8 protein-coding genes, 1 tRNA gene and 1 pseudogene are annotated in these 13,172 nt (G+C 40.8%); all 10 read left to right on the top strand.

Translation table 11 applies throughout. From position 1 onward, the window contains the following. Positions 1 to 394 (top strand): annotated as a pseudogene (gene tuf, locus ACFIKN_RS06785) (elongation factor Tu); the annotation flags it as partial. A 47-nt stretch (positions 395 to 441) separates the two neighbouring features. Further along, positions 442 to 517: transfer RNA gene (locus tag ACFIKN_RS06790), tRNA-Trp, on the top strand. Between the two features lie 200 nt (positions 518 to 717). After that, positions 718 to 930, top strand: coding sequence for a preprotein translocase subunit SecE (gene secE, locus ACFIKN_RS06795; RefSeq protein ID WP_273790652.1), 213 nt, complete (start codon positions 718 to 720; stop codon positions 928 to 930). Between the two features lie 20 nt (positions 931 to 950). Then, the gene (gene nusG / locus ACFIKN_RS06800) at positions 951 to 1,481 is read left to right on the top strand and encodes a transcription termination/antitermination protein NusG (protein WP_273790740.1); all 531 of its coding nucleotides are present in this window, start codon (positions 951 to 953) and stop codon (positions 1,479 to 1,481) included. Positions 1,482 to 1,630: 149 nt separating this feature from the next. Continuing rightward, on the top strand, positions 1,631 to 2,059 hold the full coding sequence (rplK, locus tag ACFIKN_RS06805) for a 50S ribosomal protein L11 (protein ID WP_273723157.1): 429 nt from the start codon (positions 1,631 to 1,633) through the stop codon (positions 2,057 to 2,059). A gap of 4 nt (positions 2,060 to 2,063) precedes the next feature. Further along, on the top strand, positions 2,064 to 2,768 hold the full coding sequence (gene rplA / locus ACFIKN_RS06810) for a 50S ribosomal protein L1 (protein ID WP_375631242.1): 705 nt from the start codon (positions 2,064 to 2,066) through the stop codon (positions 2,766 to 2,768). A gap of 361 nt (positions 2,769 to 3,129) precedes the next feature. Continuing rightward, complete coding sequence (rplJ, locus tag ACFIKN_RS06815) at positions 3,130 to 3,648, top strand: 50S ribosomal protein L10 (protein WP_012755027.1); 519 nt, start codon at positions 3,130 to 3,132, stop codon at positions 3,646 to 3,648. A 101-nt stretch (positions 3,649 to 3,749) separates the two neighbouring features. Next, complete coding sequence (gene rplL / locus ACFIKN_RS06820; RefSeq protein WP_273790654.1) at positions 3,750 to 4,121, top strand: 50S ribosomal protein L7/L12; 372 nt, start codon at positions 3,750 to 3,752, stop codon at positions 4,119 to 4,121. 289 nt (positions 4,122 to 4,410) lie between these two features. After that, positions 4,411 to 8,559, top strand: coding sequence for a DNA-directed RNA polymerase subunit beta (rpoB, locus tag ACFIKN_RS06825; protein WP_375658127.1), 4,149 nt, complete (start codon positions 4,411 to 4,413; stop codon positions 8,557 to 8,559). A gap of 172 nt (positions 8,560 to 8,731) precedes the next feature. After that, positions 8,732 to 12,943, top strand: coding sequence for a DNA-directed RNA polymerase subunit beta' (rpoC, locus tag ACFIKN_RS06830; RefSeq protein WP_273790656.1), 4,212 nt, complete (start codon positions 8,732 to 8,734; stop codon positions 12,941 to 12,943). Positions 12,944 to 13,172 lie beyond the last annotated feature (229 nt).

Genomic DNA, 13,172 nt, shown 5'->3' on the forward strand with positions numbered 1-13,172 from the left:
GCTTTTAGATCAAGGTCAAGCGGGTGATAATATAGGAGCTCTTCTACGTGGTGTTGATCGTGAAGGGATTGAGCGTGGTCAAGTATTGGCAAAGCCAGGATCTGTTACACCTCATACGCGTTTTAAAGCAGAAGCTTACATTTTGACAAAAGATGAAGGTGGACGTCATACGCCATTTTTTACAAATTATCGTCCTCAGTTTTACTTCCGTACGACGGATGTTACAGGTATTGTTACACTTCCAGAAGGAACGGAAATGGTTATGCCAGGTGACAATGTTGCGATGGATGTTTCGTTGATCGTTCCGATAGCGATGGAAGAGAAACTTCGTTTTGCTATTCGTGAAGGTGGTCGTACTGTTGGTGCCGGTATCGTCTCTAAGATCATTGAATAAATAATGCTTGTTAAAGGGGTGTTAAAAGTGTTTTAGTTTTGAGAGTTAGGGGTATAGCTCAGTTGGTAGAGCGGCGGTCTCCAAAACCGCAGGTCGCGGGTTCAAGTCCTGCTGCCCCTGCCAAAGGGGGGATTTTACATATAAGGGAGTGGATTTTGCTGCCTTTTTCGCTTTTTTTGATATGGGGCTTGTTTTTTTGTGTGTGAAACGGTATTGAATAGAAAGTAAGGAAATTGCATAAGTCTGAAAGTTGGCTTTTGCATTTTTTCCTGTTTATTTTGTTCTATAAAACACAATAGGACTAGAGAGAGTATAGTGTGACGATGGCATCTAAAACCAATCCGATTACCTTTTTGAAGCAGGTTTATGCAGAAACAATTAAAGTGAAATGGCCTACACGTCGTGAGACGGTTATTTCTACTATTATGGTTTTGTTGGTAACTGCATTGGCTTCAGCTTTCTTTTTTATTGTGGATCAGGTTATGCATTTTGGTGTTTGGCGGGTTATTGATCTTCTGAAATATCTTTTTAGTTGAGAATGTAAGGAAGTGTGACTGTGGCAGCTCGTTGGTATATTGTTCAGGCATATTCAAATTTTGAAAAGAAAGTAGCGGAAGCTATTGATAAGGAGGCAAAGCAAAAGGGACTTGATCATCTTTTTGAAAAGATTTTTGTTCCAACAGAGCGTGTTGTAGAGGTTCGTCGTGGACGCAAAGTTGATACTGAGCGAAAGTTTTTTCCTGGTTATGTTCTTGTTCGTGCTGAGTTAACAGATGAAGTTTATCATCTTATTAAGAATACGCCTAAAGTGACAGGTTTTTTAGGGTCGGATGCGCGTCCTGTTCCTATTTCTGATCGAGAGGTTGAGCAAATTCTCAAACAAGTTCAGGAAAGGGTTGAGTCTCCAAAGTCCTCTGTATTGTTTGAGGTTGGAGAGCAAGTTCGCGTTGCTGATGGTCCTTTTGTTTCGTTTAATGGAATTGTTCAAGAGGTTGAAGAAGAGCGCTCTCGTCTTAAGGTTGAAGTGCTTATTTTTGGGCGTCCTACGCCTGTTGATTTGGAATTTGGTCAGGTTGAAAAACTCTGATTAAACTTAGAGTAGTTTTAATTACTTTAAGGAAGGAGTGGGAGGTGATTTATAGCTTTTGTCGGCTTAATGATCCGAACCACGTGACTGCAGCGGGTAACGGGCAAGGTGAATTGTCAGTATACCAGTGAAATTAAAGGCAGATTGTTATGGCAAAAAAAAGTATAGGTCAGCTTAAGTTGCAGGTTCCTGCAGGAGCTGCTACTCCATCTCCACCGATTGGTCCAGCTCTTGGGCAGCGTGGTATTAATATCATGGAGTTTTGTAAGGCGTTTAATGCAGCTACACAAGAAATGGAAAAGGGGGCACCGATTCCAGTTGTTATTACGTATTATCAAGATAAGTCTTTCACATTTTCTCTCAAGACGCCTCCTGTATCATTCTTTTTAAAGAAGGAAGCAAACCTGAAATCTGGCTCAAAAGAGCCTGGTAAAGTGTCTGTAGGAAGCATTTCTCGCGATAAAATTCGTTCGATTGCGGAATCAAAGATGAAAGATCTTAATGCGAATGACATTGAGGCAGCAATGCGTATGGTTGAAGGTTCTGCTCGCTCGATGGGCTTGGAAGTGGTGGGCTAATATTATGGCAAAAGTAGCAAAAAGAATAAAAAATATCCGAAAAGATATTGATTTTAATGAACTTTACGCTTTAAAAGATGCCGTTTCAATGGTTAAGGAGCGTGCTGTTGCTAAGTTTGATGAAACAATCGAAATTTCAATGAACTTGGGTGTTGATCCGCGTCATGCTGATCAAATGGTTCGAGGCGTTGCTCATTTGCCTAATGGGACAGGGAGAAATATTCGTGTTGCCGTTTTTGCTCGTGGGGATAAGGCTGAGGAAGCTAAGGCGGCAGGAGCTGATATTGTGGGTGCCGAAGATTTATTTGAAAGCGTTAATAGAGGGACTATAGACTTTGATCGTTGTATTGCAACGCCAGACATGATGCCTCTTGTTGGTCGTCTTGGTAAGATTCTTGGTCCACGGAGTTTGATGCCAAATCCGAAGGTTGGTACTGTAACACTTGATATCGCCGGTGCTGTCAAAGCTTCTAAAGGTGGTGCTGTTGAGTTTCGTGTGGAAAAAGCTGGTATTGTGCATGCTGGTATTGGTAAGGCTTCTTTTGGTGTTGAAAAAATCGTAGAAAATATAAAAGCCTTTGCAAGTGCAGTTATTAAAGCTAAACCGCAAGGTGCAAAAGGTGAATATATTAAACGCGTTGCTGTTTCGTCGACTATGGGAGTTGGTGTTAAAGTTGATCCAGCAACGGTTCGTTCAGAGTTAATGTAAGCTGATTTATGATTTTGTTTTTTTGGGTATGGGAATATCAAAATTGTATTTTAAAGTGCTGGTTTTGATCAGCATTTAGCTATCTAAGCTTTATAGGGCTTAGGTTGTGCCGGGAGAAATTCCGGAATATCCTGTCCGAGATTGTAGGTGATACTTTTAAGTATCTTAATCAAAAAAAACCTGCATGAGACTGGGGTAAAAACTGAGAGTTAAAAGACTTAAAGGGTTTGAGCCAAGGTTGCCTTTGAACGCTGTGCGTGAAAAAGGGGACAGGATCCTCATCGGTGACATGAAGTATTTTATGTTATCAAAGGTAACCAACAGGTTTGTTTTAAGTAAATCTGTTAAATGGAGAGAGACAGTGAATAGAGCGGAAAAACGCGAATTTGTTACATGGCTTAACGAGGCTTTTCGGAAGTCTGGTTCTGTTGTTGTTGCACATTATTCCGGTCTGACAGTTTCACAGATGAATGATCTGCGTTCGAAAATGGGTGAAGCTGGCGGTGCCGTTAAAGTCGCCAAAAACCGTCTTGCTAAAATCGCTCTTCAGGGCACGGAATCTGAATCGATAGTGGGTTTGTTTACTGGACAAACACTTATTGCTTATTCAGAAGATCCAATCACAGCACCGAAAGTTGCTGTTGATTTTGCGAAAAGCAATGACAAATTTGTCATACTTGGCGGTTCAATGGGTGCAACAAGTTTAACTGTAGATGCTGTGAAGTCATTGGCTTCATTGCCTTCATTAAACGAGTTGCGTGCAAAACTTGTGGGTATGATTTCTACCCCTGCGACCCGTATTGCACAGGTTGTTAATGCCCCTGCTGGTCAGGTTGCACGTGTCATTGGAGCATATGCTCAGGAGGATAAGGCGGCTTAAGGCTGTTTGTATTCACGTTTATGGAAGAGCTTTAATGCTTTTCTGTTTTTTTGGATAAAATTTAATAATGGTTCAAATCTTTTAATTGAAGGAATTTAAAAATGGCTGATCTAGAGAAGATCGTAGAAGACCTTTCTAATCTAACCCTTTTGGAAGCCGCTGAGCTTTCTAAGTTACTTGAAGAAAAGTGGGGAGTTTCGGCTGCTGCTCCTGTAGCTGTCGCTGCTGTTGCTGGTGCTGCTGCTCCAGCTGCTGAAGAAAAAACAGAATTTGATGTTATTCTTGTTGAAGGTGGCGCACAAAAAATTAATGTTATTAAGGAAGTTCGTGCTCTTACTGGACTTGGTCTTAAAGAAGCTAAAGATCTGGTTGAAGGTGCACCTAAGCCTATTAAAGAGGCTGCTTCTAAAGAAGAAGCAGAAAAAATTAAATCTCAACTTGAAGCTGCTGGTGCTAAAGTGGAACTTAAGTAAATTTAATTTTATCGGCGGGCATTTATGTTCGCCGATTTCTTTCTCTTAATACAAAGAGGGAAAATAATGAGTAAAAAACCTTTTCCTAATGGTTTCGTAACAGGAATGGGATAGGTTTAGATTACTTACTCCTTCATCATAGAGTCAAAAAGATAAATGGCTTATGTTGGTGGGGAAAGTTAATGATGCTCATTATTGAGTGTCAAGTGAACTGGTCTGCATATGCAGGTTAATGATATAAGGCTTTCAAGGTTGGTCTACCTTGAAGAGTAAAGATCAAGGAGCGACGATGGCTCAGACTCACGCAATGATGTCTCAATTCAATGGTCGTAAGCGCGTACGCAAATTTTTTGGTAAGATTCCTGAAGTAGCAGAAATGCCGAATCTTATTGAGGTTCAAAAAGCGTCATACGATCAGTTTCTCATGGTTGAGGAACCGAAAGGTGGACGACCAGATGAAGGTTTGCAAGCTGTTTTTAAATCTGTTTTTCCTATTTCAGATTTTTCCGGTACAGCTATGCTTGAGTTTGTAGGTTATGAATTTGATTTACCAAAATTTGATGTTGAAGAGTGCCGTCAACGTGATTTAACTTATGCTGCCCCATTAAAGGTCATATTGCGTTTGATTGTTTTTGATGTTGATGAGGATACTGGCTCCAAAGATATCAAAGACATTAAAGAGCAAGGCGTTTATATGGGCGATATGCCTTTAATGACGACGAATGGTACCTTTGTTGTTAATGGTACGGAGCGTGTTATTGTTTCTCAGATGCATCGTTCTCCTGGTGTCTTTTTTGACCATGATAAAGGAAAGTCCCATTCATCAGGAAAGCTTCTTTTTGCTGCTCGTGTTATTCCGTATCGTGGTTCTTGGCTTGATATTGAGTTTGATGCTAAGGACATCGTTTATGCGCGTATTGATCGACGGCGCAAAATTCCTGTTACAAGTCTTTTGATGGCATTAGGTATGGATGCGTCAGATATTTTATCAACGTTTTATGATAAAGTGACTTATGAGCGTGATGGAGAAGGATGGCGAGTTCCTTATTCTGTTGATCGCTTTAAAGGAATGAAGCTCATTTCTGACCTTATAGATGCAGATAGTGGTGAAGTCGTTGCGGAGGCTGGTAAAAAATTAACAGTTCGTACTGCGAAGTCTTTGGCAGAAAAAGGACTTAAAGCGGTTAAAGTTAGTGAAGATGATTTATTAGGTTGTTATCTAGCTGAAGATATCGTCAATTACGAAACAGGTGAAATCTACCTTGAGGCTGGTGATGAAATTGACGAAAAAGTATTAAAAATTTTGCTTGATGTTAGTGCTGATCAAATCAATATTCTTGATATTGATCACATGAATATTGGCGCTTACATCCGCAATACTTTGAAGGTGGATAAAAATGAAAGTCGGCAGGATGCGTTATTTGATATTTACCGAGTAATGCGTCCAGGTGAGCCTCCAACAATCGATACAGCAGAAGCAATGTTCCATTCATTGTTTTTTGATCCAGAGCGTTATGATCTTTCTGCTGTTGGGCGTGTTAAGATGAATTTGCGTATGGATCTTGATTGTCCAGACACAGTTCGCATTTTACGCCAAGAGGATATTCTTGCTGTTGTTAAGATGTTGGTTGAATTGCGTGATGGACGTGGTGAAATTGATGATATTGATAATCTTGGCAACCGTCGCGTTCGTTCCGTTGGGGAGTTGATGGAAAATCAATATCGCATTGGTCTTCTTCGTATGGAGCGTGCGATAAAAGAGCGTATGTCATCGGTTGAAATTGATACAGTTATGCCACAGGATTTGATCAATGCAAAGCCTGCTGCAGCAGCAGTTCGTGAGTTTTTTGGGTCTTCACAATTGTCGCAGTTTATGGATCAAACCAATCCATTGTCGGAAATTACCCATAAGCGTCGTCTTTCTGCTCTTGGTCCAGGCGGTTTGACTCGTGAACGTGCGGGTTTTGAAGTCCGTGACGTACATCCTACGCATTATGGTCGTATTTGTCCGATTGAAACACCAGAAGGCCCTAATATTGGTCTAATCAACTCCTTAGCAACATTTGCGCGAGTTAACAAATATGGCTTTATTGAAAGTCCATATCGAAAAATTATTGATGGAAAAGTTACAAAAGAAGTTATTTATCTTTCAGCGATGGAAGAAGCAAAGCATTATGTCGCTCAGGCTAATTCTTCATTAGATAGCGAAGGTCGTTTTATAGAAGAGTTTGTTGTTTGCCGTCATGCTGGTGAAGTTTTAATGGCGCCGCGTGATCATGTTGATTTGATGGATGTTTCACCAAAACAGTTGGTTTCAGTTGCAGCAGCGCTTATTCCTTTTTTGGAAAATGATGATGCGAATCGTGCACTTATGGGATCAAACATGCAGCGTCAGGCAGTTCCTCTTGTACGCGCTGAAGCACCATTTGTTGGGACGGGAATGGAATCCATAGTTGCGCGCGATTCAGGAGCTGCTGTGAGTGCAAAACGTAGTGGTGTTGTTGATCAAGTTGATGCTACCCGTATTGTTATCCGTGCAACAGAAGATTTAGATCCTTCAAAATCAGGCGTTGATATTTACCGCTTACAGAAATTTCAGCGTTCTAATCAGTCCACTTGTATTAATCAGCGTCCTCTTGTAAATGTTGGTGATAGGGTAGAAAAAGGTGATATCATTGCAGATGGTCCATCCACGGATCTTGGTGATTTGGCTCTTGGGCGGAATGTTCTCGTAGCCTTTATGCCTTGGAATGGATACAATTATGAAGATTCTATTTTGTTATCCGAGCGCATTGTTGCTGATGATGTGTTTACTTCAATTCATATTGAGGAATTTGAAGTTGCGGCACGCGATACAAAACTTGGGCCTGAGGAAATTACGCGCGACATTCCTAATGTTGCGGAAGAAGCGTTAAGAAATCTTGATGAAGCTGGCATTATTTATATTGGTGCTGAAGTTCAACCGGGTGATATTTTAGTTGGAAAGATTACACCAAAAGGTGAAAGTCCCATGACGCCGGAAGAAAAGCTTCTGCGTGCGATTTTTGGGGAAAAGGCATCCGATGTTCGTGATACTTCTATGCGTATGCCTCCTGGGACTTTTGGTACTGTTGTTGAAGTTCGCGTTTTTAATCGCCATGGCGTGGAAAAAGATGAACGTGCGATGGCAATTGAGCGTGAAGAAATTGAGCGTTTAGCAAAAGACCGTGATGATGAACAGTCTATTCTTGATCGCAATGTTTATTCGCGCCTCACCGATATGTTGACAGGTAAAGTTGCTGTAGAAGGTCCGAAAGGCTTTTCGGGCAGCAAAAAGCTTGATAGTACAGTGATGGGGCATTATCCACGATCCCAGTGGTGGCAATTTGCTGTTGAGGATGAAAAACTTCAAAATGAAATTGAAGCTTTGCGCAAGCAATATGATGAATCAAAGGAAGCATTACAACGTCGCTTTATGGATAAAGTTGAAAAGGTCCAAAGAGGTGATGAAATGCCTCCTGGTGTCATGAAAATGGTGAAGGTTTTTGTGGCTGTGAAGCGCAAAATCCAACCAGGTGATAAGATGGCGGGACGTCACGGAAATAAGGGTGTTGTTTCACGTACTCTTCCCGTAGAAGATATGCCATTTCTTGAAGATGGGACCCATGCTGATATCGTCTTGAATCCGCTTGGTGTGCCTAGTCGTATGAATGTTGGACAAATTCTTGAGACGCACCTTGGTTGGGCATGTGCGGGGATGGGCAAGAAGATTGGTGATTTGTTAGAGTTGTATCAAGAGACTGGGGATATATTGCCGCTGCGTCAGCGTATTGAAAATCTTATGCCTGATGATAATCATAATGAACCAGTCCGTCAGTATGATAATGAAAGCCTCTACAAATTGGCATTACAGATGAAAAAAGGGGTTTCAATTGCAACGCCTGTTTTTGATGGAGCACATGAGTCTGATATTAACATGATGCTGGAAGACGCAGGCTTAGATAGTTCAGGGCAGGTTACGCTTTATGATGGTCGTACTGGGGAGCCTTTTGATCGTCCAGTAACGGTGGGATATATTTACATGTTGAAATTGCATCACCTTGTTGATGATAAGATTCATGCACGTTCTATAGGTCCCTATTCACTTGTGACGCAGCAGCCATTAGGAGGTAAGGCACAGTTTGGTGGTCAGCGTTTTGGTGAAATGGAGGTATGGGCACTTGAAGCTTATGGTGCTGCATACACTTTGCAGGAGATGCTAACAGTAAAATCAGATGATGTGGCTGGGCGGACAAAAGTCTATGAGGCAATTGTGCGTGGTGATGATACATTTGAGGCAGGGATACCCGAAAGCTTTAATGTGTTGGTAAAAGAAATGCGCTCACTTGCTCTTAATGTGGAGCTTGATGATGCGCGTGAACTTATTGCACAGCGGGCATTGTCTGATACGGCAGAGTAATAATTCAAGGAGCGCACTGGAAAAAGGCTGCGCTCTTATTACTTTAAGAGGCTCAATAACCTTATTAAGGCTATACAGGTCGTTTTTAAAAGTAAATGTCTTTTAAAGAAGATCTGTTATAAAATAAATGAGATATTACAACAGGTTCTAAGAATCTTTGAAGGAGAACAGCATGAACCACGAGGTCATGAATCTTTTCAATCCTCAAGCGCCAGCGCAGACATTTGACTCTATTCGTATTTCTATTGCGAGTCCTGAGAAAATTTTGTCCTGGTCGTATGGTGAGATTAAGAAGCCTGAGACTATTAATTATCGGACTTTTAAACCAGAACGTGATGGTCTTTTTTGTGCACGTATATTTGGCCCTATTAAGGACTATGAGTGTCTATGTGGCAAATATAAACGCATGAAGTATAAGGGCATTATTTGTGAAAAATGCGGTGTAGAGGTTACTCTTTCGCGCGTACGTCGTGAGCGTATGGGGCATATTGAACTTGCGGCACCTGTTGCACATATATGGTTTCTTAAATCATTACCAGGTCGTATTTCTACACTTTTAGATTTAACTTTAAAAGATATTGAGCGGGTTCTTTATTTTGAGAATTATATTGTAACCGAACCAGGGTTGACATCTCTTAAGCTCCATCAGCTTCTTTCTGAAGAAGAATATATGCTTGCTATTGATGAGTTCGGAGAAGATCAATTTACAGCTATGATTGGCGCTGAAGCTATTTACGAGCTTTTAGCTAGTATGGAGTTAGATAAAATCGCTAATGATTTGCGTCTCGAATTAGCTGAAACAACTTCAGAGTTAAAGCAGAAAAAATTGATTAAACGACTTAAAATCGTTGAAAATTTTCTTGAATCTGGAAATAAGCCAGAGTGGATGATAATGAAAACAATTCCGGTTATTCCACCGGATTTGCGTCCATTGGTTCCGCTTGATGGTGGGCGTTTTGCGACATCAGATCTGAATGATCTTTATCGGCGTGTTATTAATCGTAATAACCGCTTGAAACGGCTGATTGAATTGCGTGCTCCTGGAATTATCGTGCGCAATGAAAAGCGTATGGTACAAGAAGCTGTTGATGCATTGTTTGATAATGGACGGCGTGGGCGTGTGATTACTGGAGCCAATAAACGTCCTCTCAAGTCTCTATCAGATATGTTGAAGGGCAAGCAAGGACGGTTTCGTCAGAACTTACTTGGGAAGCGAGTTGATTACTCGGGGCGTTCTGTTATCGTGACGGGTCCTGAATTAAAATTGCATCAATGTGGTCTTCCTAAAAAAATGGCTCTTGAATTATTTAAGCCTTTTATTTATGCGCGGCTTGATGCAAAAGGCTATTCATCAACGGTAAAGCAGGCAAAGAAGCTTGTTGAAAAAGAACATCCAGAAGTTTGGGATATCTTGGATGAGGTTATTCGTGAACACCCTGTTTTACTCAACCGTGCGCCAACATTGCACCGTTTGGGGATTCAGGCTTTTGAACCTATCTTAATTGAAGGCAAAGCTATTCAACTTCATCCACTGGTGTGTACTGCTTTTAATGCAGATTTTGATGGTGATCAGATGGCGGTTCACGTTCCGCTTTCTCTTGAAGCACAGCTTGAAGCCCGTGTTTTGATGATGTCCACCAATAATATTCTTCATCCGGCCAATGGTGCTCCCATTATTGTTCCCTCACAGGATATGGTTCTTGGTCTTTATTATCTTTCAATTGTTTCTGAAAAAGAACCAGGTGAAGGAATGGCCTTTTCTGATATAGGTGAGCTTCATTATGCCTTGGAAAATAAGGTTGTAACGCTTCATACGAAGATTAAAGGCCGTGTTAAGAATATTGGGAAGGATGGAAAAGAAGTTTCTAAACTTTATGATACGACACCTGGTCGTTTGATTATCGGTGAGCTTTTGCCAAGAAGTGCGGATATCTCATTTGATATTGTCAATCAAGAGATGACGAAAAAGAATATTTCTAAAATGATTGATCATGTTTATCGGCACTGTGGACAAAAAGAGACGGTTATTTTTTGTGACCGTATTATGCAGCTTGGCTTTTCTTATGCTTGTCGTGCAGGAATTTCATTCGGTAAGGATGATATGGTTATTCCTGATAGTAAGTCTCGTTTAGTTGCAGAAACAGAAGCTTTGGCTAAGGAGTACGAACAGCAATATAATGATGGTTTGATTACACAAGGTGAAAAATACAATAAGGTTGTAGATGCTTGGGGTAAATGTACAGATCGCGTTGCAGATGAAATGATGAAACGTATTCAAGCCGTCGATTTTGATCCTAAAACAGGTCGTCAACGGCCGATGAATTCGATCTATATGATGTCGCACTCTGGTGCTCGTGGTTCTGCTAACCAGATGAGACAATTGGCCGGTATGCGTGGATTAATGGCAAAACCATCGGGTGAAATTATTGAAACGCCTATTATTTCAAATTTTAAAGAAGGTCTAACTGTTAATGAGTACTTCAATTCCACGCATGGTGCACGTAAAGGACTTGCTGATACTGCGTTAAAGACGGCGAACTCTGGTTATTTAACACGGCGTCTTGTTGATGTTGCACAGGATGCTATTATTTCAGCAGTTGATTGTGGTACCGCAAAAGGGCTTACCATGCAGCCGATTGTTGATGCAGGACAAATTGTTGCCTCCATTGGGCAAAGAATTCTTGGTCGTACAGCGCTTGTTGATATTCTACATCCTGTCTCTGGAGAGGTTATCCTTGAAGGTGGAGCAATGATTGAGGAAGCTGATGTTGCGAAGATTGAAGCAGCTGGGATTCAATCTGTTCAAATTCGCTCTGCTTTAACATGTGAAACACGTCTTGGTGTTTGTGCAAAATGCTATGGTCGTGATTTGGCGCGTGGAACACCTGTTAATCAGGGAGAAGCCGTTGGTGTTATTGCTGCTCAATCCATTGGTGAGCCGGGAACACAGCTTACTATGCGTACTTTCCACTTAGGAGGAACTGCGCAGGTTGTTGATTCATCGTATTTAGAGGCATCTTATGAAGGTAAGGTGGAGATTCGTAATCGTAATGTGGTTCGTAACTCTGAAGGCCAATTGGTTGTTATGGGGCGTAATATGGCTATCCTTATCAAGGATGAGTTAGGAAAAGAGCGCGTTGTACATCGTGTTAGCTATGGTGCTCATATTTTTGTTGATGATGGTGATGTGGTTAAACGTGGCCAACGTATAGCAGAATGGGATCCTTATACACGTCCAATTTTAACGGAAGTTGAAGGATATGTGGGTTTTGAAGATATGGTTGATGGTCTATCTGTCACTGAAACAGCTGATGAATCTACGGGTATTACAAAGCGTTTGGTGATTGATTGGCGCGCTAATCCACGTGGTGCGGATCTTAAACCAGCCATTATTATTCACACAGATAAAGAAGGTGAATCCATTGCTAAATTGTATAAGGGAGGTGAAGCCCGTTATATGATGTCAGTGGAAACTATTCTTTCTGTTGAGCTTGGTGCTCATGTTAAGGCTGGTGATGTTATTGCTCGTTTGCCAATGGAAAGTGCCAAGACGAAAGATATTACGGGTGGTTTACCACGTGTGGCTGAGCTTTTTGAAGCGCGTCGTCCAAAGGATCATGCGATTATTGCTGAAGTAAGTGGCACGATTCGATTCGGCCGTGGTTATAAGAATAAACGTCGTATCATTATTGAACCAAATGATGAAACTCTTGAGGCAGTAGAATATTTGATTCCAAAAGGTAAGTTGTTTCACTTCCAAGAAGGCGATCAAATTGAAAAGGGAGATTATATCCTTGATGGTAATCCAGCACCTCATGATATTTTGGCAATTAAGGGGGTTGAAGCTTTGGCATCTTATCTTGTTAATGAGATTCAGGAGGTTTATCGTTTACAGGGAGTTCTTATTAATGATAAGCACATTGAAGTGATTGTTCGTCAAATGTTGCAAAAAGTTGAAATTACTGAATCTGGAGATTCTGGTTATATTCCAGGTGATAATGTTGATCGTATTGAACTTGATGAAATCAATGATAATTTGATTGCAGAAGGGAAGAAACCAGCATCTGGTAATCCCATTCTTCTTGGAATTACAAAAGCTTCTCTTCAAACGCCTTCTTTCATTTCGGCGGCATCGTTTCAGGAAACAACACGTGTTCTTACTGAAGCAGCAGTTTCTGGTAAAATTGATACTTTGCAAGGACTTAAAGAGAACGTTATTGTCGGTCGTCTTATTCCAGCAGGTACAGGTGGTACGATTTCTCAAATCCGTCGTATTGCTGCGGTTCGTGATGATTTGATTGTAGATGAGCAGCGTAAGTCTAGTAATAACGAAGTGGCTAAGGCTATGTTGACAAATATGACAACTGGGGCCGTTGCTGAATAATTTAAATACAACATCACATAATATAAAAACGTCTGAATAGAAAGTTCAGACGTTTTTTTATCTCAAAATGCAAAAGTTACATATTTTCTTGAAAATGTCAAAAATTATAAGGCGACAGTTATTGGGAACGTCTTTAGTAGCTTATTATTTTGTAATGATGTTTATCTTTTTTGTTACTTTATTTTAAAGTTTCTTAATTTCTAAAAGCAGTATAGAATTTTTTCAAAAT

The organism is Bartonella sp. CL436QHHD (assembly GCF_042195105.1).
Classification (GTDB): domain Bacteria; phylum Pseudomonadota; class Alphaproteobacteria; order Rhizobiales; family Rhizobiaceae; genus Bartonella.

Bases quoted from the DNA above. Each gene is read 5' to 3' on its own strand.
- secE (WP_273790652.1), top strand. From the start codon at position 718: ATGGCATCTAAAACCAATCCGATTACCTTTTTGAAGCAGGTTTATGCA.
- rpoB (WP_375658127.1), top strand. From the start codon at position 4,411: ATGGCTCAGACTCACGCAATGATGTCTCAATTCAATGGTCGTAAGCGC.
- rplL (WP_273790654.1), top strand. From the start codon at position 3,750: ATGGCTGATCTAGAGAAGATCGTAGAAGACCTTTCTAATCTAACCCTT.
- rpoC (WP_273790656.1), top strand. From the start codon at position 8,732: ATGAACCACGAGGTCATGAATCTTTTCAATCCTCAAGCGCCAGCGCAG.
- rplA (WP_375631242.1), top strand. From the start codon at position 2,064: ATGGCAAAAGTAGCAAAAAGAATAAAAAATATCCGAAAAGATATTGAT.
- rplK (WP_273723157.1), top strand. From the start codon at position 1,631: ATGGCAAAAAAAAGTATAGGTCAGCTTAAGTTGCAGGTTCCTGCAGGA.